23 protein-coding genes are annotated in these 22,778 nt (G+C 56.8%); 15 read left to right on the forward strand and 8 right to left on the reverse strand.

The annotated features are described in order from the left end of the window. Position 1: 1 nt before the first annotated feature. The 7 genes from BLQ12_RS28225 (at position 2) to BLQ12_RS19770 (ending at position 7,747) form a co-directional block, all read left to right on the forward strand. A complete protein-coding gene (locus tag BLQ12_RS28225) occupies positions 2–127 on the forward strand; it encodes a hypothetical protein (RefSeq protein WP_264294127.1) in 126 nt (41 codons plus the stop codon). A 317-nt stretch (positions 128–444) separates the two neighbouring features. After that, complete coding sequence (locus BLQ12_RS19745) at positions 445–2,304, forward strand: ATP-dependent helicase (protein WP_092213302.1); 1,860 nt, start codon at positions 445–447, stop codon at positions 2,302–2,304. 498 nt (positions 2,305–2,802) lie between these two features. Continuing rightward, positions 2,803–3,216 (forward strand): MarR family winged helix-turn-helix transcriptional regulator, encoded by a 414-nt coding sequence (locus tag BLQ12_RS19750; protein WP_217640358.1) that lies wholly within the window; start codon positions 2,803–2,805, stop codon positions 3,214–3,216. Between the two features lie 131 nt (positions 3,217–3,347). After that, positions 3,348–4,496 carry an acyl-CoA dehydrogenase family protein gene (locus tag BLQ12_RS19755; RefSeq protein ID WP_092213304.1) on the forward strand — a complete coding sequence of 383 codons (1,149 nt, stop codon included), beginning with the start codon at positions 3,348–3,350 and terminating at the stop codon, positions 4,494–4,496. Between the two features lie 112 nt (positions 4,497–4,608). Next, entirely contained in the window at positions 4,609–5,391 is a 783-nt protein-coding gene (locus BLQ12_RS19760; protein WP_092213306.1) for an electron transfer flavoprotein subunit beta/FixA family protein, read from the forward strand. A 10-nt stretch (positions 5,392–5,401) separates the two neighbouring features. Then, complete coding sequence (locus BLQ12_RS19765) at positions 5,402–6,424, forward strand: electron transfer flavoprotein subunit alpha/FixB family protein (protein ID WP_092213308.1); 1,023 nt, start codon at positions 5,402–5,404, stop codon at positions 6,422–6,424. 330 nt (positions 6,425–6,754) lie between these two features. Continuing rightward, positions 6,755–7,747 carry an NAD(P)H-dependent flavin oxidoreductase gene (locus tag BLQ12_RS19770; protein WP_092213310.1) on the forward strand — a complete coding sequence of 331 codons (993 nt, stop codon included), beginning with the start codon at positions 6,755–6,757 and terminating at the stop codon, positions 7,745–7,747. Between the two features lie 260 nt (positions 7,748–8,007). Here BLQ12_RS19770 and creD read toward each other — a convergent pair whose 3' ends face one another. The 3 genes from creD to BLQ12_RS19785 all read right to left on the reverse strand — a co-directional run bounded on the left by creD (position 8,008) and on the right by BLQ12_RS19785 (position 10,450). Continuing rightward, a complete protein-coding gene (gene creD, locus BLQ12_RS19775) occupies positions 8,008–9,342 on the reverse strand; it encodes a cell envelope integrity protein CreD (RefSeq protein WP_092213312.1) in 1,335 nt (444 codons plus the stop codon). A gap of 154 nt (positions 9,343–9,496) precedes the next feature. Further along, complete coding sequence (locus BLQ12_RS19780) at positions 9,497–9,961, reverse strand: YehS family protein (protein WP_092213314.1); 465 nt, start codon at positions 9,959–9,961, stop codon at positions 9,497–9,499. A gap of 45 nt (positions 9,962–10,006) precedes the next feature. After that, positions 10,007–10,450, reverse strand: coding sequence for a recombinase (locus BLQ12_RS19785; protein WP_092213316.1), 444 nt, complete (start codon positions 10,448–10,450; stop codon positions 10,007–10,009). Between the two features lie 193 nt (positions 10,451–10,643). Here BLQ12_RS19785 and BLQ12_RS19790 point away from each other — a divergent pair, with 193 nt between their 5' ends. Next, on the forward strand, positions 10,644–11,687 hold the full coding sequence (locus tag BLQ12_RS19790) for an endonuclease/exonuclease/phosphatase family protein (RefSeq protein WP_175469957.1): 1,044 nt from the start codon (positions 10,644–10,646) through the stop codon (positions 11,685–11,687). A gap of 98 nt (positions 11,688–11,785) precedes the next feature. On the opposite strand, the gene BLQ12_RS19795 is transcribed toward BLQ12_RS19790, so the two are convergent. Both BLQ12_RS19795 and BLQ12_RS19800 read right to left on the reverse strand, forming a co-directional pair. Continuing rightward, entirely contained in the window at positions 11,786–12,127 is a 342-nt protein-coding gene (locus BLQ12_RS19795; RefSeq protein WP_092213320.1) for a hypothetical protein, read from the reverse strand. A gap of 152 nt (positions 12,128–12,279) precedes the next feature. Continuing rightward, positions 12,280–13,077 carry a hypothetical protein gene (locus BLQ12_RS19800; RefSeq protein WP_092213322.1) on the reverse strand — a complete coding sequence of 266 codons (798 nt, stop codon included), beginning with the start codon at positions 13,075–13,077 and terminating at the stop codon, positions 12,280–12,282. 416 nt (positions 13,078–13,493) lie between these two features. Here BLQ12_RS19800 and BLQ12_RS19805 point away from each other — a divergent pair, with 416 nt between their 5' ends. After that, entirely contained in the window at positions 13,494–15,560 is a 2,067-nt protein-coding gene (locus BLQ12_RS19805) for a methyl-accepting chemotaxis protein (protein ID WP_092213324.1), read from the forward strand. Between the two features lie 595 nt (positions 15,561–16,155). Here BLQ12_RS19805 and BLQ12_RS19810 read toward each other — a convergent pair. The 3 genes from BLQ12_RS19810 to BLQ12_RS19820 all read right to left on the reverse strand — a co-directional run bounded on the left by BLQ12_RS19810 (position 16,156) and on the right by BLQ12_RS19820 (position 18,788). After that, positions 16,156–16,956: a crotonase/enoyl-CoA hydratase family protein gene (locus tag BLQ12_RS19810; RefSeq protein ID WP_092213326.1), complete on the reverse strand. Its 801-nt coding sequence runs from the start codon at positions 16,954–16,956 to the stop codon at positions 16,156–16,158. A gap of 121 nt (positions 16,957–17,077) precedes the next feature. After that, on the reverse strand, positions 17,078–17,506 hold the full coding sequence (locus BLQ12_RS19815) for a hypothetical protein (RefSeq protein WP_092213328.1): 429 nt from the start codon (positions 17,504–17,506) through the stop codon (positions 17,078–17,080). A gap of 508 nt (positions 17,507–18,014) precedes the next feature. Beyond that, complete coding sequence (locus tag BLQ12_RS19820; protein ID WP_092213330.1) at positions 18,015–18,788, reverse strand: LexA family transcriptional regulator; 774 nt, start codon at positions 18,786–18,788, stop codon at positions 18,015–18,017. A gap of 490 nt (positions 18,789–19,278) precedes the next feature. Between BLQ12_RS19820 and BLQ12_RS19825 the strand changes: the two genes are divergently transcribed. The 6 genes from BLQ12_RS19825 (at position 19,279) to BLQ12_RS19850 (ending at position 22,338) form a co-directional block, all read left to right on the forward strand. Next, entirely contained in the window at positions 19,279–19,890 is a 612-nt protein-coding gene (locus tag BLQ12_RS19825; RefSeq protein ID WP_092213332.1) for a DUF3164 family protein, read from the forward strand. A gap of 244 nt (positions 19,891–20,134) precedes the next feature. Beyond that, positions 20,135–20,569: a Mor transcription activator family protein gene (locus BLQ12_RS19830; RefSeq protein ID WP_092213334.1), complete on the forward strand. Its 435-nt coding sequence runs from the start codon at positions 20,135–20,137 to the stop codon at positions 20,567–20,569. Positions 20,570–20,699: 130 nt separating this feature from the next. Next, positions 20,700–21,146 (forward strand): DUF5675 family protein, encoded by a 447-nt coding sequence (locus tag BLQ12_RS19835; protein ID WP_139164048.1) that lies wholly within the window; start codon positions 20,700–20,702, stop codon positions 21,144–21,146. Then, on the forward strand, positions 21,139–21,777 hold the full coding sequence (locus tag BLQ12_RS19840; RefSeq protein ID WP_092213338.1) for a hypothetical protein: 639 nt from the start codon (positions 21,139–21,141) through the stop codon (positions 21,775–21,777). The genes BLQ12_RS19835 and BLQ12_RS19840 overlap by 8 nt, the downstream gene beginning before the upstream one ends. A 4-nt stretch (positions 21,778–21,781) precedes the next feature. Next, the gene (locus BLQ12_RS19845) at positions 21,782–21,994 is read left to right on the forward strand and encodes a TraR/DksA family transcriptional regulator (RefSeq protein ID WP_092213340.1); all 213 of its coding nucleotides are present in this window, start codon (positions 21,782–21,784) and stop codon (positions 21,992–21,994) included. Further along, positions 21,991–22,338 carry a DUF2730 family protein gene (locus BLQ12_RS19850; RefSeq protein ID WP_092213341.1) on the forward strand — a complete coding sequence of 116 codons (348 nt, stop codon included), beginning with the start codon at positions 21,991–21,993 and terminating at the stop codon, positions 22,336–22,338. The genes BLQ12_RS19845 and BLQ12_RS19850 overlap by 4 nt, the downstream gene beginning before the upstream one ends. Positions 22,339–22,778: the final 440 nt, after the last annotated feature.

Consider the following 22,778-nt stretch of genomic DNA (forward strand, 5'->3'; position numbering starts at 1 on the left):
CATGGTTTTTGTCATCACATCAACCGCCCTTGTCGGGATTATCCTGGCCATCCACGCCCAACCCCATGCCCGACGCATGAAGCGAAACCGCCGAGCCAAAAGCAGGGGCTGCCGCCTGATCCCCTGAAGACGCGTTGTCACGCCCCCCTTTCGGCCCCCCGGCCCCATTTTGGGGTTGATCCCCCAGGCGCATTGTCGTATCGTCTTGGCACCTTAGCCGGCCCCTTGAATTCCAAAGGGGCCGGTTCTGTCTTGGGCCGCCGGAGCCCTGAGGGACTCGGTAAAATCAGCGTGTACAGACGCAAGGCGCGGCCACCCCGGCGATGACATGTCACATCGGCCTGTTACCTTGGGCGTGAGAAGGTACAGGGGACTTCCCATGCCCCACGGCTCTCTTTCGCTGCCTTGAAATCCCCTTCAACCGTTCTCACGGAGTGCATATACATGAAATTATCTCAGCAACAGGCGGCCGCCGTGGAACACCTCGGCTCCCCCGCCCTGGTTGTGGCCGGTGCCGGCTCGGGAAAAACACGAACCCTCACGGCGCGGTTTGCGCGGCTCATGGAGCGGAACGTGGACTCCCGGCGCATCCTGGCCATCACCTTCACCAACAAAGCCGCAGGGGAGATGAAGACCCGTCTCATGCAGATGACCGGTTGCCTGGACACCGACTTTCCCTGGGTGCGCACCTACCACAGCGCCTGCTACACCATATTAAAAAAGCACTGCACCAAACTGGGCTACCGCATGCCCCTTGAGATCTTCAGCAGCTACCACCAGCAGAAGACCATCAAGGAGATCGCCCTGGCCCAGAACATCGACAAAAAACACGCCCCGGCCATCCTGTCGGAGATTTCACGTGCCAAGAACTCGGGCAACGTAAATAAGTACCTGGATGCCCTGCCCCTGATCACCCGAAGCCGCACCGAGGGGATCTACCGGGAATACGAGCGCATCCTGAAAGAGAAAAATGCCCTGGACTTCGACAACATCCTCTGCCTCACACGGGACCTCCTGCGGGACCACCCCGAGGTCCAGGCCGAATACCGGGAAAAGTTCCAGCACATCCTGGTGGACGAGTACCAGGACACCAACAACCTCCAGGAAGAGATCACCCGGCTGCTCCTGGGCCATGAAAACCTCTTCTGCGTGGGGGATGACTGGCAGGCGGTCTACGGGTTCCGGGGCAGCAACGTCAGCCACTTCCTCTCCTTCCCCGAGAAGTACCCCAACGCCCGAATCTTCCGCCTGGAACAGAACTACCGCTCCGCAGACGAGATCGTCCAGCTCGCCAACGGCGTCATCGGCTTCAACGAAAGCCGCATGGACAAGCACTGCTTTTCCGAAAAAAAAGGGGCCGTCATCGAAACCCGCACCTTCTTCAACGAGTTTGAAGAGGCCGAGTGGGTGGCCCGCAAGATCCGCACCGAGTTCCGCACCGGGGTGGACTACGAGGACATGGTGGTGATGTACCGCACCAAGGCCCTCTCCCTCTGGTTTGAAAAGGCCCTGCGCCAGCTCCAGATCCCCTACCAGATGGTGGGCTCCAAGGGCTTTTTCGAGCGCAAGGAGATCCTGGACCTCAACTGCTACCTTCTGGCCGCCGCCTTTCCCAGTGACGATGTGGCCTTCGAGCGCATCGTCAACACACCCAAACGGGGAATCGGCCCCTCCATGATCACCAAAATCGCCCAGGCGCGGGTGGGCCTCATGAGTTTTCAGCAGTCGGCCAGGATCATGGTCAAAGAGCGCGTCCTTACTAAAAAGGTGCACGAAGGCCTCACGGCCATCTTCGAGCTGTTGGACGCCATCAAGGAGATGCCCCCGGCCCTGGCCATCCAGGAGATCCTCGACCGCACCGGCTACCTGGGGTACCTCGAAGGGTACTGCAAAACCCCGGACGAGTATAACACCCGAAAAGACCAGGTGGACGAGCTCCTCCACACCGCCTCCCTTAAAGAGACCCTCCACGACTACCTGGAGGACGTCAACCTCATCCGGGAAGACAAGGACGACGATGACGGGGGCGGCAAAGGGGTCCACCTCTCCACCGTCCACGCCAGCAAGGGCCTTGAGTACCAGATGGCCTTTATCGTCGGGTTGGAAGAGCAGCTCTTTCCCCACTGGCGGTCCATGGAGAGCGACCACGAACTCGAAGAGGAGCGCCGCCTCATGTACGTGGCCGTCACCCGTGCCGAGAGCCACCTCTACGTCACCTCCGCCTCCTCACGGCGGAAAAAACGCGCGAAGAAAAGCCGCTTCTTCTACGAACTCGACGAAGCCATGGACGAGCTGGGCATCTAAGGATAGAGACAGCACGCCATACATGCCGATCTTCAAGCGCCCCCGGCAACCCGGCCGGGGGCGCCCCCACCTTCCATTCAACCCGCGCCAATCCATAGTCCGCCTGCCATCGACGCATCCCCGGCCCTCCGGTGCAACCCTCCGGCCCCACCCTCTTTTTTACCGCCTGTACACATTTTTCTTGACACAAGTATGCCAAGGAAATACCTTTGCATACAAACTAATATAATAATACATCAAGCGCAGCACACCATAGATAATATTTCCGATTTATTGACCAAACAGCCAATAATCGGCACAAGGCCAGAACGAGAAAAAGTTATTCTTACAAACTTTAAACCGACGTCATCATGTCAGATAACTGCAACCTGAACATTGATCATATCTCCAAAATAACGCCCACGGCAAAGAGGCATGAAGCGGATTAAACCCTGCTTCCCCATAAAAACGCCTCATTCGGAGACGACAGACTGACGCAAAACAACACACTGAATCCTCATGATAAAAACATACAAAGACTGCATCTGTTTCCTGTTTGCCAAGGCCAACCAGAAGTCACAGGCGGTCTTAAAGAAAATGCTCAAACCCTACGGCCTGACCCCGGTCCAGATCCTCATCCTTGAGGCCCTCTGGGAGGACGACGGCCTGACGGCAGGGGACTTAAGCAAACGGCTTATTCTGGACAACGCCACCCTTTCCGGGGTCCTGGACCGCCTCGCCGATGCCGACTGGATCTCAAAGGAGACCGACGCCGAGGACAAACGGGCCATCCGGATTCACCTCTCGGCCAAGGCCCGGGAGTACCAGGAGGACCTGCTCCAGGCCCGTGAGCATGTCAACGAAACGATTTTGCAGAGCTTTTCCCAAGAGGAGAAGCTTCTCTTAAAACGTCTTTTAAAGGACTTGAGGTAAGGAGGTCTTGAACAGACGTCTGTATGCAGGCAGGTCGCCAGAATGACATTGCCCGCCGATCCCAGGCCTTCATTCAAGCAGCTTCATAAACGCCCATACCCTTACATCAATGAAGAAGGAAAGGAATTGAAATGGATTTCAACTTATCACCACTGAACAAGATGGTCATCAAAACGGCAAAGGCGTTCTGTGAAACAGAGATCCCCGGGATAGATGCTTACATGAAAGAGCACAAGGACTATCCTCCCTATCTCCAGGAGATCTTTGCCAAACACAAAATGCTCGGCATGGATGTTCCCAAAGAGTACGGCGGCATCGGCGCGGACAACTTCAACCTCATCCTCATTGCCGAGGAAGTGGGCAAAACCGGTTCCACCTGTATGCTCCCCTTCTTCATGAACAACTCGGTTGCAGAGACCATCTGCCACTGGGGCACCGAAGAGGTGATCAAAAAATTCGTTCCGCCCCTGTGCGACGGAACCGCCTGGGCGTCCATGGCCTTCACCGAGCCCAACACCGGCTCCGACCCCCGTTCCCTGACCCTCACCGCCGAGCCCGACGGAGACGATTTCATCTTAAACGGCACCAAGCGCTTCATCAGTATGGCCAACAAGCCCGGCTTCGGCGTCTTTTTTACCAAAGACCTCTCCATGAAGGGCAAGCCTTTCGACACCACGGCCTTTATCGTGGACAAAATGTCCCCGGGCATCACCTTCTCCGGCCATTATGAGCTCATGGGCCTGGACGGCGCCGACACGTGCGACGTCTTCTTCAAGGATGTCCGCGTGCCCAAGGCCAACATCCTGGGCAAGCAGGGCAAAGGCTTCCCCATCCTGCTCCGCTGGATCGCCGGCGAGCGTGTTCAGCAGTGTGCGGCCACCGTCGGCGGCGGCCAGGCTGCCCTGGAAGAGTCCATCAAATACGGCAACGAACGCGTCGTGGGCGGTTTCCCCATGGGCTACATGCAGGGTTTTTCCTGGATGCTGGCCGAGATGAAGACCCGCGTCGAGGCGTGCCGCCTCCTGTGCTACAAAACCGTCAAGCTCCAGGACGAAAAGAAAAAAGGCTTTGAAGCCGCCTCCTCCGAGCTCAAGGTATTGACCGTTCCCCTGATCCAGGAAGTCTGCCGCCAGGCCGTCCAGTTCCACGGCTCCTATGGTTACTCCAAAGAGTACAAGGTGGAAAAACTCTTCCGAAACGCCATGCACGTCGGCGTTGTCGCATCAAGCCTTGAGATCAACAAGACCATTGCCGGCATGACGATTCTGACACAGAAATAGTGGGCTTTGTAAACGTCAGCCCGCGGACGACACCCCCATGCAGGTAACCGGGGCTTTCCAAGGAAGCAGCCACGCGTGAATCGACGACTTTACTGATGAAGAGGATTTTAAGATGAAAATCATTGTATGCATAAAACAAGTTCCCGACGTAACCGAGGTAAAATGGGACGAGAACGGCTCCCTGATCCGAACCGGCCTTCCCAGTATCATCAACCCCAACGACAAGAACGCCATTGAAGCGGCCCTGGTCCTGAAAGAGGAAAAAGGCGCCGAGGTTACCGTCGTCTCCATGGGTCCCCCCCAGGTGGAAGAGGCCCTCCGGGAGGCCCTGGCCATGGGATGCGACCACGCGGTTCTTCTCACCGACCGAAAATTCGGCGGCGCCGACTGCTGGGCCACCGCTTACACCCTCGGCCTTGCCATTAAAAAACTCGGCAACTTCGACCTGATCTTCTCCGGCGTGGAAGCCATGGACGGCAACACCGCCCAGGTGGGTCCCGAAATCGCCGATTTCCTGGACCTGCCCCTGCTCTCCTATGCCGAGGACATTGAAGTGGGCGAAGGCACCGTCAAAATCCACCAGAAGCTGGGGGACCTGACCCGCGTCGTCGAAGGCCCCATGCCTGCCCTTATCACCTGCGAAAAAGAGCTCAACGTGCCGAGGATCCCCCGCATGGACCTCGTCTTCGAATGCTTTGAAAAAGAGATCCAGGTCCTGGGCATGGCTGACGTGGACGGCGAAGTGGAAAACTTCGGCCTCAAGGGCTCCCCCACACGCCTCCGCAAGGTCTTTTCACCCAAGCGTGCCAAGGCCCAGGTGGAGTTTCTCGAAGGGACCCCCAAAGAGTCCTCACAGAAGCTTGTGGAAAAACTTCAGGAAATCAATGCCATCTAAGGAGACGATCATGACTGCAAAAAAAGATCTGAGCGCATATAAAGGCGTATGGGTATTCATCGAACAGTTTGAAGGCAAACTGACCAGCTCCACCCTCTCCCTGGAGATCTTAGGGGAAGGCCGAAAACTCGCCGACAAGCTGGGCTCCGACCTCACCGCCGTCATCCTCGGCGAAAATGTGGCCGAGACGGCAGAAAAGCTGATCAAATACGGCGCAGACAAGGTGCTCATGGCCGACGCCCCGGTCCTGGCAAACTACCGCACCGAGCTGTACACCGACATCATCTGCAAGGAAGCCGAGGAGAGAAAGCCCGATATCCTCCTGGTGGGTGCCTCCGCCACCGGCCGAGACCTGGCCCCCCGTATCTCCTTCAGGCTCCACACGGGTTGTACGGCAGACTGCACCGACCTCGACATCGACGAAGACAAGAAGATCCTGGTCTCCACGCGTCCCGCCTTCGGCGGCAACGTCATGGCCACCATCCTCTGCCCCGACCACCGGCCCCAGATGTCCACGGTCCGTGCCGGCGTCATGGCCATGCCCACATGGGACGAATCCCGCACCGGCGAGATCATCAAGGTTGAGGTCACCGCCAAAGAAGAGGACGCCAGGGTCAAGGTTCTTGAAGTGAAGCAGCACGAGGCCTCCTCCCAGAACATCCAGGAAGCCATCCGCGTGGTCTCAGCCGGCATGGGCGCCTGCTCCGGTGAATGCTTTGATCAGCTCAAAGAGCTGGCCAAGGAGCTCGAAGCCGAGATCGGCGGTACCCGCCCCGTCTTCGAGACCGGCCTCATCTCCCACGACGTCCAGATCGGCCAGACAGGCAAGACCGTCCGCCCCGAGCTCTACCTGGCCGTGGGCATCTCCGGCACGGTTCAGCACACCACCGGCATGGCCGATTCCCGCACCGTTGTGGCCATCAACAAAGACCCCAACGCCGAAATCTTCAAGTTTGCTCACTACGGCATCGTGGGCGACGCCAAAGCCGTCGTTCCCCAGCTCATCGAGCAGTTGAAGGCCGTCAAGGCATAGCATCTATGCCCAAGGGAGCGGGGCCTGGCAGGAGAGAGGGGCCCCGCTTTTTTGACGGCTTGCGCGGAGACGCAAAAGCAGCCTCCGGCGGCCCTGCCGGGGGCCAAACTTTTGAAAAGTTTGCCAAACAGCTATCTCAACATACCCTGAATGAAATGCGAATGTGATTTTCCCCGAGGAACGAGGGGGAAAGCGCATTCGCAGCTCGCTTTCAAGGTGGCACACCTTGCCGCCGGAGGCAGCTTTTTAGAAGCTAAATGGTGAAGTTTTTGCGGAGCTTTTTTCAAAGAGCGACCCGCCGGAGGCGATTTATACCAGGAAGGAGGACCAGTGATTCAGACGAAAATTACCGAGATGTTCGACATCGAGTACCCCATCATCTGCGGCGCAATGATGTGGATCTGCAAACCCGAGCTGTGCGCCGCCATCTCCAACGCCGGGGGCATGGGCAATATCACGGCGGCGATCTACAAGACCGAAGACGAGTTCCGGGGCGCCTTGAGAAAGACCCGGGAGCTGACGGACAAGCCCTTCACCGTCAACATCACCCTGCTGCCCTCCATCAACATCACCCCTGAGCACCACAAGATGTACCTGACGGTGTGCGCCGAGGAGAAGGTCCCCGCCCTGGAGATCTCGGGTGCGCCCATCGACAAGGCCTGCGGCATGGAGTACATCGACATGCTGAAAAAAGCCGGGGTCAAGCTCTTCCACAAGGTGGGCTCCGTCCGTCACGCCATCCACGCAGAAAAAGCCGGGTATGACGGCATCTTTGCAGCGGGCATCGAAGAGGGCGGCCACCCCCTGAACGATGACGTCACCACCATGCTCCTCACCCCCCGCATCGTCGAATCCGTGAACATCCCCGTGGTGACCACCGGGGGCATCGCCAACGGAAAGACCATGGCAGCGGCCCTGATGCTCGGCGCCGATGCCGTCATGATGGCCAGCCGGTTCATGGCAACCCAGGAGTGCGATATCCACGCCAACATCAAAGACGAGCTGGTGAAGCGCCAGGAGCGCGACACCACCCTGATCTGCAAGTCCGTGAACCTCCAGGGCCGTGCCCTGATCAACCAGACCACCCAATCCGTCCTGGATGTGGAGCGGGAAGGCGGCGGCCTGGAAAAGATCATCCCCCTTATCACCGGAGACCAGTGCCTCAAGGCCTGGGAAACAGGTGACGTGGACATCGCCCCCATGATGGTGGGCCAGTCCATTGGCCTCATCCACGAGGTCCTTACCTGCAAAGAGCTCCTCGCCTCCATGGCGGCCGACGCCGAAGCAGAGATCGGGAAACTGCACAAAAAACTCATCGCTTAAGCACCTTGCCGGAGCGATCCTGAACACCAAAAAAACAAAAAAGGCGGAACCCTTCGGTTCCGCCTTTTTTGTTCTTAAGATCTTAAAAAAAGCCTCCGGCGGCAAGGTGTGCCACCTTGAAAGCAGGTTGCGGATGCATTTTGCCCCTCGTTCCTCGGGTCAAATCACATCCGCTTTTAAAATGGAATTCATTCAAAAAGTTTTTTTAACACCTGTTTGTTAAACTTTTTAAAAGTTTATCCGCCGGAGGCACAATCAGATCACGCTGTTTCCTCTTTCTCAAGAGCGTACCAATCGATGCCCCGGGTGATGTACATAACCACGGAGAGCACGAGAAACAGGCCGACGCTGCCCATGATCAGGGCGTAGTCTTCGAGCTGGAGCACAATATAGAGATACGCATAGAGCACGGCCAGGATACCGAACACCGTCACGGTGAAGCGGGTGTTGCGAAGGATCCCACGGGAGTAGCCCGTAATAAGGGCCGTGACGGCCGTTGCCGACAGAATGTAGGCCAGATCGAAATTCAGGTGCTCTGAAATGGAAAGAAGCAGCACGTAAAACAAGAGCACTGCCAGCCCGATGAGGATATACTGAATCGGATGGACCCGCTTTTTGCTGATGATCTCGGAGAAGAAAAACGCAGAAAAGGTAAAGACGATGAACATCACCGCGTACTTGGAGATGCGGATCGATTTCTGGTAGATGTCCGCCGTCACCAGCAGGTTCACCCCAAAGGCCGAATCGCCCACCTTGTAGTTATTCCCGGACCACACCTGGGGAAAGTTCCGGTTCAGGTGAAGCACCGCCCAGTCCGCAGAAAACCCCTGGTCCGACACCTCTCGCCGGGTCGGGAGAAACGAACCGTTGAAACTCGGCGACGGCCAGCTTGATGCCAGGGACACCCGGGTGGTCTCCCCCACGGGGATAAAGTGAAGCTCCTGGCTGCCGTTGAGCTTCAACCGCAGGGAAAAGGGCGTGGTCGCCCTGGCCGGGGAAAGGGGAATCGCGCACTGCACCCCCGAGGAGGCAATGTCCGTGGTCTTAAGCCCCGGCCCTGCTTTGTACGCCTCCCCGTCACAAGTGACGGTAATGGCGTCCCGGATTCCCCGCATGTCCGAAATCCCCACGGAAAAGACAGCTTTGTCCCACAGCACGTGCTCGGGGTCTATGCTCGACCGGGCCAGATCGGGAAGCGCAAAGGAGCCGGAGATCTCCAGCTCGGCGGTGTAGAGCACCGCCTCGTAGAGACTCCGGTACCGGACCTGCGAATCGAGCTGCCCTTTGACGGCCACATCCTCGGGCAACACATGGAGGTACCGAAGGGTGTACTTCAGCGCGTCGTCTTCATCCCGGAAATAGGATCTGTACGGAACGGTAAAAAAAGGGCCTGTCACGGTCTGGCTGTTGCCCCACTTCGCATTGATCTCGTACACCACATCGTCGCGCCTGAACTCCCGCTCCCGCATCAGGGAAGAGACCATGGCCATGGGAATCAACAGCACAAGTACCAGCACGCCGATGGAGATCACCTTCACGGTGGCTGAGTTCCGAATGAAATCACCGGTCTTCCTGATTGTCTCCTGCTTTTTCATACCGTCTCCTGAAAAATTAAAAAGCAGCCTCCGGCGGCGAGGTGTGCCACCTCGAAAGCACGTTGCGAATGTGTTTATTAAAACCTGTTAATCAAACTTTTCAAAAGCTTGGCCCCCGGCAGGGCCGCCGGAGGCATCGTTTTTTTTCGGTGCCTTAGCGTTTTACGCGATACGTGACCTGCATTCCCTTGATAAAATTTCTCAGGATCTGGTCCTTGCACTCCCGGTAATGCTTGTGGCCGGGCTTTCGGAAAAAAGCGCTCAGTTCGTGCTTGCTCATGCCGAAATCCGCCCGGGCCAGCATTTCCAGCACCTCGTCTGAGGTGAGGTTCAAGGCGATTTTCAGTTTTTTGAAGATGATGTTGTTGGTCAGGCGCGTCTCGGGTTCGGGCTGCGGCCCCTCCTTTTTGCCCCGTCGGTGGGTAATGAGCCCGTTTAGAAACACGGCCAGCCCCCGGTCGGAAAGCTCTTCATAGGAGGGCTCATCCTCCCTTTTCAACCAGCCGGCCACCTGCTCCCGGGTGGCCTCAAGGCCCCCTAAAGCAAAAAGATCCGCCATTTTCGGATCGCTGAAGTCAAAGGCATAGCGAATACGCCTCAGTATATCGTTGTTGTCCATCCTGCTGTCCTTGTTTGTACATAAAGGGTAAGGGCATCATGCCCCTTAATAAACCCACACGTCGTCCAGGTCCGTATCCGGATCATCATACCGGGCCAGGGTCGCCAGCCACTCGGGCATATCTGCCTTGATCTCCCGCTTCATCAGGCGAAGGTCCTCTTTGTCCACCCGGCCTTTATCGGCCATGAAGGTATAAAACTTTTTAAGGCTCGCCGCACAGCTTTTCAGGCTTGCCGCGCTGGCCCACATGGCCTTTTTGATAAACCAGAAACCGAGAAACCCTCCGACTTTAAACATGCCCTCTTCGGGGGTGGTCAACTCCTCATAGAGAAGAAACTCATTGATATAAAAATCGATATTAGAGACATGATTCGAAATTGTATTTTCTGATAGCTTTGATTCTTCCAGCCACCGGCCAAACTCGTCCAAAACCAAGGCATTGGCCGTTCGAATCTCCTCAGACGCCTTGTCGTACACATCATCCTGCATGGGTATTTCCTTATCATTGATCACGTCTTGCGGTTGAGCATCCCCACATTCATTTCCCTTTACATCCCATATGCATATGAATTAGTAAACCGATGCGATGCCCTTTCCGCCCGGGAAAGGTTCTTCGTCTTCGGTGTGCCTGTGTGATCCCATGGTTGTATCCGTCTTACGCTTTAGGAAAAAAGTTGGTGATATGAGATTGACTGATTTTCGACGTACCGCCCTGCCTGGTTTACCCCATCCGGTTTTTGTCTTCTTTTTTATTCTCCTGATCATGACCTCCACCGCGCGTGCGGACTGCAGGGGCTGCTGCTCCGGCCATGGCGGGGTGGTCTGCGAAGGCGGGATCACAACCTGCGCCGACGGCACGCCCCTGTCGGCCGCCTGCCAGGCCAAGGGCTGCAGCGTGTGCGAGGCCGAAGCCCCTGTGGGCGCCCAAAACGATGCGGCCCCCTCGGCAAAACCCCTGGCCATCGCCAACTTCAACGTTCAGGTGTTCGGGGTCTCCAAGGCGGGAAAGCCTGAGGTCATGGAGGCCCTGGGGACCATCATCTCCCACTTTGACGTTGTGGCGATCCAGGAGATCAGGGACAAATCAGGGCGGGCCATCCACGTCCTCGAAGGGAAGGTGGACACCCTCGGCCATGACTACGACACGGTCATCGGCCCGCGCCTTGGCCGCACATCCTCCAAAGAGCAATATGCCTACCTTTACAAGAGCGATGCCCTTGAGTTCATTGAGGCCTACACCTTTGACGATTCCAGCGACGACATCTTCCATCGGGAGCCGTTCATCGCCCAATTCAGGGCAAGGGAAGGCGATTTTTCCTTTGTCCTCATCACCCTCCACACCGATCCCGACGACGCGGCATCGGAAATCAACGCCCTGCCCGACGTGGTGGCCGATGCCCGGGACCACTTTCCGGATGAAACACGCTTTATGGTTCTGGGAGACTTAAACGCGGACTGCGCCTACTACGATGAAGACGACACCTCCTCCACCCTGAGGGGGCAGGGGTACCGATGGCTCATCACCAACGGCATGGACACCAACCTTGCCCGATCGGCATGCACCTACGACCGTATCATCATCACAAAAGAAACCGCCCCATACTTCACCGGCACCTCAGGCATCTTCCCCTTTGACGAGGTTCTGGGCCTGTCTGCAAAAGAGGCCAAAGCCGTCTCCGACCACTACCCGGTCTACGGCATCTTCACCACCGCTCCAAAGCGGTAAAAGCGCACCACATTAGTGGAAAACCCTCCGGCGGCCCTGGCGGGATTAAACGCTTACAAAGTTAAACAAACAGACCGCAAGCCCATAAAATATCCGGACTATGGGCTGACCACGACCTCCTGACCGTCGACCAGGAACCGGGCCTCTGTCTTGTCCATGACGATCCGCACCGTATCAAACCCATCCAGGGGCACCGAAGCCCCGTTCCACTCCAGCCGATCCTCGCGGATCACGATCCGATGGGTTTCACCGTCCACCCTGGCCGTCACCCGGCAGGTGGACCCCTCGGCGTAACTCAGGGCAGAGACCACATCCCCTGTAAAGGTATAGGAAACGGTCTTTCCGTTGAATGTGGAAGACCCGGACGATGTATCGGCAAGTGCCTGCCCGGAAAAGACCAGAGCGGCGGCAAGACATATCAAAACACGAAGTGCATGCATAAAGAAAATCCTCACGTATTGTGTATGCGAAAAACGCGCATCCAATGGAGTACCTTATGCCATGAAGAGGGGCCTGGGATGTGATTTACATTACACTGCCCCGAAAAGGAGCCCCGCCGTTTTAAGGCCGGGGAAAAATTCGGCGTTTTCGCTCATGGAGAGGGCATGCCCCGCACCACCTCGGCTGCCAGATGCTTGATCACCTCGGGCCCTGCAAGGTCAGGCTCCCTTTTCCCTGAGGCCTTGTCCTTGAACCGGGAAATGCCCTCCCTGTCGGTAAGCACGATGTGCTCTTCGATCCACCGGAGAGAACCATCCCCGGCATGGAAGACAAGGGCCGGCCCGAAGCTCTCTTTACCGCTTCCTTCGGCAAGCCGCCCCCGGATCAGGCAGTGCTCAATCGCAAAGGCTGCCGGCTCCGGTACAAACGTCAGCAGCTCTCCGAACAAGGCCACGCTTTCCACCACAGAGTCCGCATCCTTCCACTCCACGGCCGCCCTTCCTTCATACTCAAGCTGCTTGATATCTGCCTCGGTAAAGGAGAGATCCAGGCGGGACACTGCCTCTTCGTACACGCCCTTCACCGACGCCTCCTTACGGCTGGTCACCACATCCGAGTCGTTCAAGATGCGCATGGCATTTCGAATGCTGATCATCTCCTTGAGGGTCGGCTCTTTTCGCATGGCCACATCATCCACGGTGCTCTTATAGACGGGCAGGTCGTTGTCCAGCACCAGGATGGCCTGGTGCTCATCGTCTGTGGTGCCGTCGGGGAGATAAAGTTCAAGGCCCCGTATTTCAAAACTGCGGAACCCGGCGGCAACGAGGAGTCCCCTCATGGCTTTTTTGTCTATTTTACGGCTGCTGCCGATGGGGCCGAGACTCGAAAGCACCCGCTGCCTCATACGATCCAGGCTCAATTTTTCCAGGAGGTTTTCTTTAAAAGACATGGCTGATCCTGTCTCCACGCACTGCGGGGTTTCATGGGGATGCCTGCATGACAAGCGGGGCTAAAGGCCTGCGCCGAAGCCCCCTGCCGTCTGCGCCTTTCCTTTCGGGCCCATGGCATCGGCAATTCCGATGGCTAACTCTCAAAGAATATCGATTTTACGCTAAATAAGACACAACCTTGTACCGATATGATTAAAATCAATGTTTTTTTGAAAAACGCACCGCTTCGCCGCAACGAATCCGATACCGCCCATGCGGGTACCCCACTCCTCCTGGCCGATGGCGAAGCATCAGGTGACGTGCGCCCTGCGTAACCGGGTGCCACGAAACAGCCTCCTGAGAACCATAACCATACCAACACATTAGAAAAAATTTAAACGCACCACGCACTCAGATCGACGCAAGGAGACTTCACATGTTCAAAAAACTCAAGCTGAGGGGAAAAATCGTTCTCTTCATCTCTCTGGTGGCCCTCGTCGCCTTTACCGTGTCCATTACGGTCATGACAACCAAGACACACCGAATGGTCAAGCAGGAGGCCCTGGCAAAAGGCATCGAAATGGCCAACCGCCACGGTAATGAGGTCAAATCACTGCTGGAGCTGCCCATGGGGGCATCTCGCACCGTGGCCCGAGGCATCATGGGACTAAAGGAGCAGGGGGACGTTCCCGACCGGGAGGCCCTGGACCGGCTGCTCAAGGGAATCATCGCAAACGACCCCGAGCTCCAGGGCATCTGGGCCTGTTTTGAACCGAACGCCCTGGACGGCCGGGACGCCGATTTCGCGGGTACCGACAACCACGACGACACCGGGCGCTATATTCCCTATCTCTACCGCCTGGGCTCCCCCCTCACCGCGGACAAACTCACCGACTACACGGTCCCGGAGACCAATAACTACTATGTGATCCCCCAGCGCACGGGCAAAGAGTACATCACCCCTCCCACCGTCTATAAAATCGGCGGCAGGGAGGTGATCCTCACCAGCCTGACGACCCCGGTCATGGAAAACGGACGGGCCATCGGGGTCGTGGGCCTCGACGTACAGCTCAACAGCCTCTCCGACCTGGTGGCGGACATCACCCCCTACGGCACGGGGTATGCCGCCATCATCGCCGCCAACGGCACCTACGCCGCCCATGTGGACAAAAAGCGCATCGGGCAATCCATCGGGGAACAGGGGGGATGGGCCAAAGCCCGGCAGGCTGTCAAAGAAGGAAACCCCTTCCGCTTCACAGACCACTCCGAGCGCCTTGACACCGATACCTTAAGGATCTTCGTTCCCTTTGAGATCGGCAACAGCGGACAGCACTGGTCTTTTCTCGTCACCCTGCCCCTGGACAAGGTGATGGAAAACGCCGACAAGATCCTTGTCACCAACATCACCATCGGCGTCCTCTCCTTTCTCATCTTCGCGGCCGTGGCCTGGGCCATCGCCACCTCCATCGTGGGACGCATCAAAGAAAACGCCACCATGATGAACGACATCGCCGAAGGGGAAGGGGACCTCACCAAGCGCCTTGAAGTGCGCTCCGCAGACGAGATCGGGGCCCTCTCCACAGGCTTTAACCTCTTTATGGAAAAGCTCCAGGGCCTCATCCGGGAGGTTGCCTCCGGGGTCTCCTCGGTAAACGATGCGTCCTCGGGTCTTTTGACCATGTCCGCAGAACTGGCCCAGAGCGCGGACAACGCCTCATCCCGCTCAACCAGCGTCGGGCAATCCACACAGGACATGACCCAAAACCTCACCGGGGTGGCCGCCGCCATCGAGCAATCCTCCACCAACATCGCCATGGTGGCCACGGCCACGGAGGAGATGTCCGCCACCATCAGCGAAATCGCCAAGAACACGGAAACAGCGCGGGGAGTCTCCGCCACCGCCCTGGAGCGCACCCACGGCACCTCCCGGGAAATGGAAGCCCTCCAAAGCGCAGCCTTGGAGATCGGCAAGGTCACCGAGACCATCACCGAGATCTCCGAGCAGACCAACCTCCTGGCCCTAAACGCCACCATCGAAGCAGCCCGGGCCGGGGAGGCAGGCAAAGGCTTTGCCGTTGTTGCCCACGAAATCAAAGAGCTGGCCGCCCAGACCGCCGAGGCGACCCAGGGCATCAAAACAATCGTTGCCAGTGTCCAGGCCACGGCCACAGCGTCGAGCACCGGCATCCAGGAGATCACCTCCGTCATTACCGAGGTCAACGATATCGTGGCCACCATCGCAGGGGCCGTGGAAGAGCAATCCGCCGCCACCAGCGAGATCGCCGAAAACGTGAACCAGGCCTCCCTGGGCATCCAGGAGGTGAATGAGAACGCCGCAGGATGCACGGTCATGGCAGGAGAGATCGGCAACGACATCATGGAGGTCAACACCGCCGCCGAAGGGGTCACCCGCATCGGAGGCGCCCTCCAGGCCAGCGCCGAAGAGATGCGCGCCATGGCCGACCAACTGGGCACCCTGGTGGGACGTTTCAAAACCTCTTGAAGCACCCCGGCCAAGGCACAACGGACGATGGTTCCGTTGTGCCTTGGTGACGTTTTTGGGTTCAGTGGGCTCAGAGAAAAGCCAGAAAAATGCCTCCGGCGGCAAGGTGTGCCACCTTGAAAGCTGGTTGCCATTACGCTTCGCCCTTCGTTCCTCAGGGCAAATCGCAATGGCATTCGTCGCGGACTACGCCCGCCACTAAAGCTTGTGACTATACATTACGGGCATTGTTACAATCTCCGTAAAAACAAAACTAAATAGAGATAGAGAAATAGTAGAAATAGGGGACAGGTTCCTTATGCTGACCTTGGCGCAGGAGTTATCCCGGCAAACGTCGAGCAAACCGGGAAAGCCCCACACCATGTTTTCCTGAACAATAAAACCCGCATATCCTGCAGTGACGGTTGCAGGGCACCGCCCTTGGCGCGAATGCCCCTACAGCTCACGCATAAATACGGACCCCATGCATTCGCCATAGGGTTTCAAGGTGCCCCCACCTTGCCGCCGGAGGCTGCTTTTAAGCAGAGAAGACTTGTTTCTTTTTTTTAGTGTTTTTCTGCATTCAGGACAGGCCCTTGATGCCGGATGAGACGGTTCACCTGCCGTCGAAAACCCCGTGACGTCCCTTGCCAGACACAAAGGCCCTGGCCCCTTCCAGGGCCTGCTCATCATCAAACACCTCGGCGGCGTTCTTCAGTTCATGTGCAAGGGCGTCGTCCATGTCCATGGCAAACTGGCTGATGGCGTTTTGCCGGTCGCACATCAGGCCTTCAAAGGGAAACCCCGCCATCTCTTTCGCTAGGGCTTCGGCCTCCTCCCGCACCGTCCCATCCCTCACAACCCGCGTTACAAGGCCGTAGGAGAGCGCCTCGTCCGAAGAGACCGGGCGCCCTGTAAGGATCATCTCCATGGCCCGGCCGTGGCCGACAATCCGCGGCAGGCGCACGGTACTGCCGTTGCACAGGGGAAGCCCCCATCGCCTGTTGAAAAACCCGAGCACTGCGCTCTCTTCGGCGATGCGAATATCGCAGAAAAGGGCCAGCTCTAAACCTCCTGCCACCGCATACCCGGAGATGGCCGCGATGACCGGCTTTGAAAGGGAGAGTCGCGAGATACCCAGCGGGCCGTCTCCCTTTTCCCGGATCGGGTTGCACCCTTTAGCCACCATGGCAGCCAGATCGCCCCCTGCACAGAAGTGCCCACCACGCCCGCACACAACCGCCACGCGGGCGTCCGGATCGTTTTCAAAGGCCCTGAAGGCGGCGGCCAGTTCGTCGGCAGCCCGGGCATCGATGGCGTTGCGGACATGGGGTCGATCGATGACAAGGGTCGTAACCGGCCCTTTTGTTTCAATTCGGATGGATGGGATATCGGGAGAGCAGGGAGCTGGTATCATGGGGGCACCTTTTGTTGAATGATCGGTCAAAATCCTGAAATGGACTAAACCGATCCGAAGATGCCTACAAGGAAAAAAAGGGCGGTGGCAGCCTGATTGCACGGGCACAGTCACCATGTAATCAAGGGACGTCCTCCATCAACGGCCCCAGCAAAACAGCGCCGTTCGGAAGCAAGAGGCTGTCATACGTAAAAACAAAGCCATCGTATGCATCTGCGATCGTAAACAGGCTTTCCCAGACGGCAGGGTTCTCTTCAAACTCCTTGTCCATGGCAAGCCCAAGGACGATGTGCGTGTGACGGATGGCATGGCAGATGTTTTCTCTGTCCCCAGGGTCCCGGACACGTGACGAGATATAGCCCAGCAAACCGCTTACATGCGCCGGCACAAGATCGCTGTCCATCACATTGAACCGAACGACATCGCCACCTAACTCGACATCAAAAAATGTCGGTTTTTTAACACGCCCTTTATCGCTTTTGACGTCCTCAAACACATCCGAAAGATCAATGGTGCTGTGTTGAATATATAGTGCGCCGTTTGCGGGCATGTCTTCTCCTTTAACGTGTCACGTACCAGGCCAACGTTGGGATATATGCCTCCGGCGGCCCTGCCGGGGGCTAAACTTTTAAAAAGTTTAACAAACAGGCCTTAAGGGCATGTTTTAAGTTTACGCCGGCACAAATACGGATGTGATTTGAACCGAGGAACGAGGGGCAAAGCGCATTCGTAACCAGCTTTCAAGGTGTTTTAGCCTAAGTGGCTTCCCCACCCTTGCCGCCGGAGGCCGTTTTTTAAGAGCTGAATAGTTACTTTGTTTGTAACTATTCAGCTCAAACAAGCCTCCGGCGGCCCTGCCGGGGGCCAAACTTTTAAAAAGTTTGACAAACAGATCTTAAGCAAGCCTTTTCAGGCTCCGCCGAAATAATTTCCACTTTTTCACATTAGAAAAGTTTTTTGCGGAGCTTTTTTTCAAAAAAGCGACCCGCCGGAGGCAAGCTGAATAGTTACCTTTGTTTTTTGGGTACCGGGCAAACCCCGAAAGATCGTCCCTTTTATTATAAGGGATAAAGCCTGTCCCCCCAGATCACCTGGCCGATGATGCGAAGATCCTTGGCATCGGCTTCGTAGGGCGGGTACGCGGATCGATTCTTGGAGATAACGCGGACGCGGCCACCGGGGAGCATTTCGAGCTCTTTAACGGATATGGTATCACCGAGGCCAAGGGCAAAGATGCAGTTGTTTTTGATATGCCTGCGGGCCAGGTCAATCATGACGGTGGCCCCGTTTCGAATCTCAGGCTCCATGGATTCCCCGGAGACGCGCATCAGGATGAGCTTTTTGACTGATGCGGTGACGTTGGCGATGAAAGCCTTGCGGAAGGCATAGTAGTCCCTGATCCGCTCACTGGCCAAAAAGGATCCGCCCCCCGCCGACAACCGGGCCTCCACCATGGGGATGTAATAATAATGGTCCACCTCGGGTGCTTCCAGGACGGGCACCGTCAGCTCTCCGTTCTCATCCTCTTCAATCCTGCCGGCCTGGTGTATGCATGGCGGCGGGTGCTGCTGTTCTGCTTTCTGGTCAGGCTCGCCTGCACCCTCCCCTTCGCTTTTTCCATCAATGTATTTCGGATCAATCCCATCTTGAACCCACAGTGGATTCAATTTGTGTGAAACACACAGGTTGATCAGCCACTTATCGGGGACTTTCCCCTTTTTCTTGGCAATAGAGATCGATTGATGAGGTACGCCAAGAAGCTCCGCAAGCTCTGTTTGAGTCTTCGCTCCGGTTGCAGCTTTGATTCTCTCAATGGAATCTTCGATGGTCATTTTGGCACCTTTGCAACTTGCATATTCATATTATGAACCTGCAAATGCATTTGCAAATAAAAATTAAAAAAAGAGTGGCGTACATTGCGTAATATTCCAGATAAGTGCACACAAAATCAAAATCTCAGCCTCACAAACACCATATAAATGCACTTTTAGTATTGACTTGCTGCACATTTTATATACAATAGGTCAAAAAGTTGAGTGAGTATGCAAATACGAACCTACCAGAATTCGTGTTTTGTGAAAACGGCAAAACAAATCGGAAATCCGATTCGACAACCATGGAATGAAACGATGATTGTCACTTCCCCCCTGCCCGCTGTGCAGACAGGGGGGGGAACTCCCAGGGCTTGACGCGTCAGGACCCGCCGATAAAGGCTTTGCCAAAAAGGCGAAGGAACCCGCCTGAAGTGTCCGATTCAGTGATGGCTTCCATGGGCTGCACCATGGACCGGACCAACGACCTATTGACCAATGGAGGAAGAGAATGATGCAGGTACCTGAAGGATACATGAAAGACATGAAAGGCCACCTGGTCCCCCTGGAGCAGGTGGAGGAATTGGACCTGATGCGAGACGACCTGGTCAAGGAGATCGTCGAAAGAGCCAAGGCCACCCAGAAGGTGCTGGCTGACTTCAAGGTCAGGGCCATGGCAGACACAGCGGCCTTTGTTCAACTCTCCGGAGAGAAGTACGGAGTAAAAATCGGCGGCAAGAAGGGAAACGTCACCCTTCACTCCTTTGACGGGCGGTACCGCATTGAACGGGCCATGGCCGATTACATCGTCTTTGACGAACGCCTCCAGGTGGCCAAGGAGCTCATTGACGAGTGCATCCACGAATGGACGGACGGAAGCCGGAGCGAGGTAAAGGCCCTCGTGGACCATGCCTTTAAAACGGATTCAGAGGGCAAGGTGAGCACCTCCCGCGTCCTGGGCCTTCGCCAGCTGAAGATTGTTCATCCCAAATGGAAAAAAGCCATGGAGGCCATCACGGACAGCATGAAGGTGGCCGATACCAAACCCTATTTACGGGTGTATGAGCGGGATGAAAAGACGGATGCCTTCAAGCCTGTGGCACTGGCGATGGCGGCGGTATGAGTGAAACGAATGTAACGCTGGGTGCGGATGCGCTTTGCCCCTTGTCCCTCGGGTAAAAGCACATCCGCCTTTAAAACGAAATTCATTCAAACAGTTTTTTCAGACCTGTTTGTTAAAGTTTTTAAAAATTTAGCCCCCGGCAGGGCCGCCGGAGGCATAAGCTGAATCGTTACAAACGAATAAGTAAAGCGCCCCTTTGGGGTGACGGCCCTGTCCTGATGATGCAGCTCAATACGGAGGAGTGATGAAAAAAGACCCGGAGCAACTGAAACGATTTGACCCGAATGCCATGGATGCAAAACAAGTACTGAATACCCTGGACCCGTCGGTAAGGGATGACCCGCGCCTGTGGCCCACCCTCCTGGCCGAGCTGGTGGATGTGGTGGATGACCATTTCCGGGACTGGGCAAAGATGGAACCGGAGGTGGCCCTGGAGTGGTCCCAAAACGTCATCGTGGTCATTGCCCACTACCTGGGCGGACGAAACGTCTACCTGCCCAGGGATGACAAGCTCAAACGGGCCATCCGGGATGCCATGATTTTTCGGCTCTTTGACGGGTGCAACCAACGGGAGCTTTCCAGAAAGACCGGGTTAACCACGGCGCAGATTTATAATATTATCAGAAAGCAGCGTACCTTACGGAAAGATCGGCACCAGCGAACCTTGCCCTTTGAGTAGTCATGTTCCCAGCCTTTTATGGCGGCCCCAAATGGGTCGCCACCCTTTGCGCAACCTGTATCAAACCGGACAAAAAAGCGTTAAAACCTTTGAAACCCACCCCCTCTTTTTTCTGTGTTTTTATATCTGCATGGAAAAAACACTCACCCTATACCTCACCCGATTGACCCAGTCCGACCAGGGTACCGAAGGCATCCTGACGGTCCCTGCCCTTGGCTTTGCCTGTTTCACCCTGGAGCTGCCCTGGAGGGAGAACCGACCCAACGTGTCGTGCATTCCGCCCGGGACCTATCCCATGGAATGGCGGGTCACGCCCAGGCGTGCATCCTACCACATCCGCCAGGTCCCCCACCGCACGTATATCCTCGTTCATTCCGGCAATTACGCCGGGGACATCCGCAAGGGACTCAAGACCCATGTGGAGGGATGCGTCCTGTTGGGAAGGCGCATGGGCTGGCTTAACGGTCAGCGGGCCGTCCTGGTGTCACGGGCCACGGTGAGGCAATTCAACAACCTGATGGCAGGCCGGGACGCCCAGCTCACCATCATCGACCCCTGGGGGAAACAAAATGCTTGAAGGAACTCTTTTCACAACCCTTTTCGGCGGGTTGACGGGGCTTATCGGCACCGTCTGGTCGTCTTACAACCAGCGCAAGATCAAGGCTCTGGAGATGTCCGACCGGGACAGACAGCGGGCACACGACGTGGCCATGGTCGAGGCAGAGAGCGAAGCCATGATGGCCGAGTCCGAGGCCAACATCAAGGTGACCCGCACCCGGGTGGCAGGAGAAATCGAGGTGGCCGAAGTGGCAGCCTTTGCCGAAAGCCAGAAAGCCGGACAGGTGCGCATCTTTGACAGCGGGTACATGGACCGGCTCCTGGACATGGAGGGCTGGGCCAAATGTTTCACCATCCCCTTCGGCGTGCTCCTGGCCCTGCTCTTCGGGCTGGCCGATGCCTTTAAATCCATGGCCCGGCCCGGGATTACCGCCTACCTCCTGTGCGTCTCCACCTGGATCACGGCAAAGGCGTGGCAGCTCCTGGAAGCGTTAAACGGCCCGGCCCTTACCCCGGAAATGGCCGGAGGCATCCTCTCGGATACCATCCACATTGTGCTGTACCTCACGGTGACGGCGGTGACCTGGTGGTTCGGGGATCGCATGGCGTCCAAGGGCCTTGCAAGCCATCTGAAGCTGGGGAGGGGATAGGGCAATGGATATCTGCGACAAAGCAAACGATTATGCCGATCACCTGAACCGCAACGCCTTGGCCAACCAGCTTGCAAAGGGCCGGTCCCCCGTCGGTGACTCTTTCACCGAATGCGTGGATTGCGGCGAACCCATCCCCATCAAACGACGCCAGGCCATGCCTGGCTGCGTGCGATGCGTCTCCTGCGAGGCCAGGCATGAAAAGGTGGGAATGTGAACACACAACCGACGGACTATTCAGCCCTGCGGTTCTGGTTTGACGCGGGCCAGTACGGCCTCACCCTGGGCATCGGGGCGTACGTGTGGCTCGGCAACCGGTTCAACGCCAAAACCCGGGAAGTCAAAGAGGTCCACCAGGAGGTGTCGATCATTGCCGAGCGTGTCACCAAACTGGAGACAAACATGGCCCACGCCCTCTCCCACGAAGACCTGGCGGCAGTCTACGATCGCATCAACGACGTGGCCGAAGAGGTCGCCGGGCTCTCGGGGAAAATGGACGGCGTCAAAGGGACCGTTGAAATGATCCAGGAATACCTCCTCAACGAGGGAGGCAAACGGTGAAACGATTCCCATAGATTGAAAAAGGCCTCCGGCGCCCTGCCGGGGGCCACTTTTACCTCATTTATAAGGAGCGGGTTTGAAAATGTCTTCGGCGCTCGCTTCCAGATCTGGCCCCCCCCTGCTCTCCGCGCATTTCAACACATCGCCCCAAAATTCCCGTGTTCCGCCCATGGTGCACAGAGAGCACCCCACGGGCTGTGGGCCATTTGGCGCGGTGACAAACTGAATTGGGGCCCTTGTTGGCTTTAACACCGGAATGCCGGGGTTTGTTGGGTGCACTCCGTGCACCGGGATGACGGCCTGGCATAACGCGGAGGCTTGGGTAATCCCGATAACCTCCGGTCCCCGACCATGGTGCACAGAGTGCACCCTACGGGCTGTGGGCCATTTGGCACGGTGACAACCAAAACCGGCGCCCTTGTTGGCTTTAACACCGGAGT

The sequence above is a fragment of the Desulfoluna spongiiphila genome, assembly GCF_900101345.1.
Lineage (GTDB): Bacteria > Desulfobacterota > Desulfobacteria > Desulfobacterales > Desulfolunaceae > Desulfoluna > Desulfoluna spongiiphila.

Coding starts and splice junctions, on each gene's coding strand:
- BLQ12_RS19785 (WP_092213316.1), bottom strand. CDS start 10,450: ATGCAGGATGATGTGTACGACAAGGCGTCTGAGGAGATTCGAACGGCC.
- BLQ12_RS19840 (WP_092213338.1), top strand. CDS start 21,139: ATGCTTGAAGGAACTCTTTTCACAACCCTTTTCGGCGGGTTGACGGGG.
- BLQ12_RS19780 (WP_092213314.1), bottom strand. CDS start 9,961: ATGGACAACAACGATATACTGAGGCGTATTCGCTATGCCTTTGACTTC.
- BLQ12_RS19810 (WP_092213326.1), bottom strand. CDS start 16,956: ATGATACCAGCTCCCTGCTCTCCCGATATCCCATCCATCCGAATTGAA.
- BLQ12_RS19745 (WP_092213302.1), top strand. CDS start 445: ATGAAATTATCTCAGCAACAGGCGGCCGCCGTGGAACACCTCGGCTCC.
- BLQ12_RS19835 (WP_139164048.1), top strand. CDS start 20,700: ATGGAAAAAACACTCACCCTATACCTCACCCGATTGACCCAGTCCGAC.
- BLQ12_RS19830 (WP_092213334.1), top strand. CDS start 20,135: ATGAAAAAAGACCCGGAGCAACTGAAACGATTTGACCCGAATGCCATG.
- BLQ12_RS28225 (WP_264294127.1), top strand. CDS start 2: ATGGTTTTTGTCATCACATCAACCGCCCTTGTCGGGATTATCCTGGCC.
- BLQ12_RS19760 (WP_092213306.1), top strand. CDS start 4,609: ATGAAAATCATTGTATGCATAAAACAAGTTCCCGACGTAACCGAGGTA.
- BLQ12_RS19845 (WP_092213340.1), top strand. CDS start 21,782: ATGGATATCTGCGACAAAGCAAACGATTATGCCGATCACCTGAACCGC.
- BLQ12_RS19750 (WP_217640358.1), top strand. CDS start 2,803: ATGATAAAAACATACAAAGACTGCATCTGTTTCCTGTTTGCCAAGGCC.
- BLQ12_RS19815 (WP_092213328.1), bottom strand. CDS start 17,506: ATGCCCGCAAACGGCGCACTATATATTCAACACAGCACCATTGATCTT.
- creD (WP_092213312.1), bottom strand. CDS start 9,342: ATGAAAAAGCAGGAGACAATCAGGAAGACCGGTGATTTCATTCGGAAC.
- BLQ12_RS19825 (WP_092213332.1), top strand. CDS start 19,279: ATGATGCAGGTACCTGAAGGATACATGAAAGACATGAAAGGCCACCTG.
- BLQ12_RS19820 (WP_092213330.1), bottom strand. CDS start 18,788: ATGACCATCGAAGATTCCATTGAGAGAATCAAAGCTGCAACCGGAGCG.
- BLQ12_RS19795 (WP_092213320.1), bottom strand. CDS start 12,127: ATGCATGCACTTCGTGTTTTGATATGTCTTGCCGCCGCTCTGGTCTTT.
- BLQ12_RS19765 (WP_092213308.1), top strand. CDS start 5,402: ATGACTGCAAAAAAAGATCTGAGCGCATATAAAGGCGTATGGGTATTC.
- BLQ12_RS19790 (WP_175469957.1), top strand. CDS start 10,644: ATGAGATTGACTGATTTTCGACGTACCGCCCTGCCTGGTTTACCCCAT.
- BLQ12_RS19755 (WP_092213304.1), top strand. CDS start 3,348: ATGGATTTCAACTTATCACCACTGAACAAGATGGTCATCAAAACGGCA.
- BLQ12_RS19805 (WP_092213324.1), top strand. CDS start 13,494: ATGTTCAAAAAACTCAAGCTGAGGGGAAAAATCGTTCTCTTCATCTCT.
- BLQ12_RS19800 (WP_092213322.1), bottom strand. CDS start 13,077: ATGTCTTTTAAAGAAAACCTCCTGGAAAAATTGAGCCTGGATCGTATG.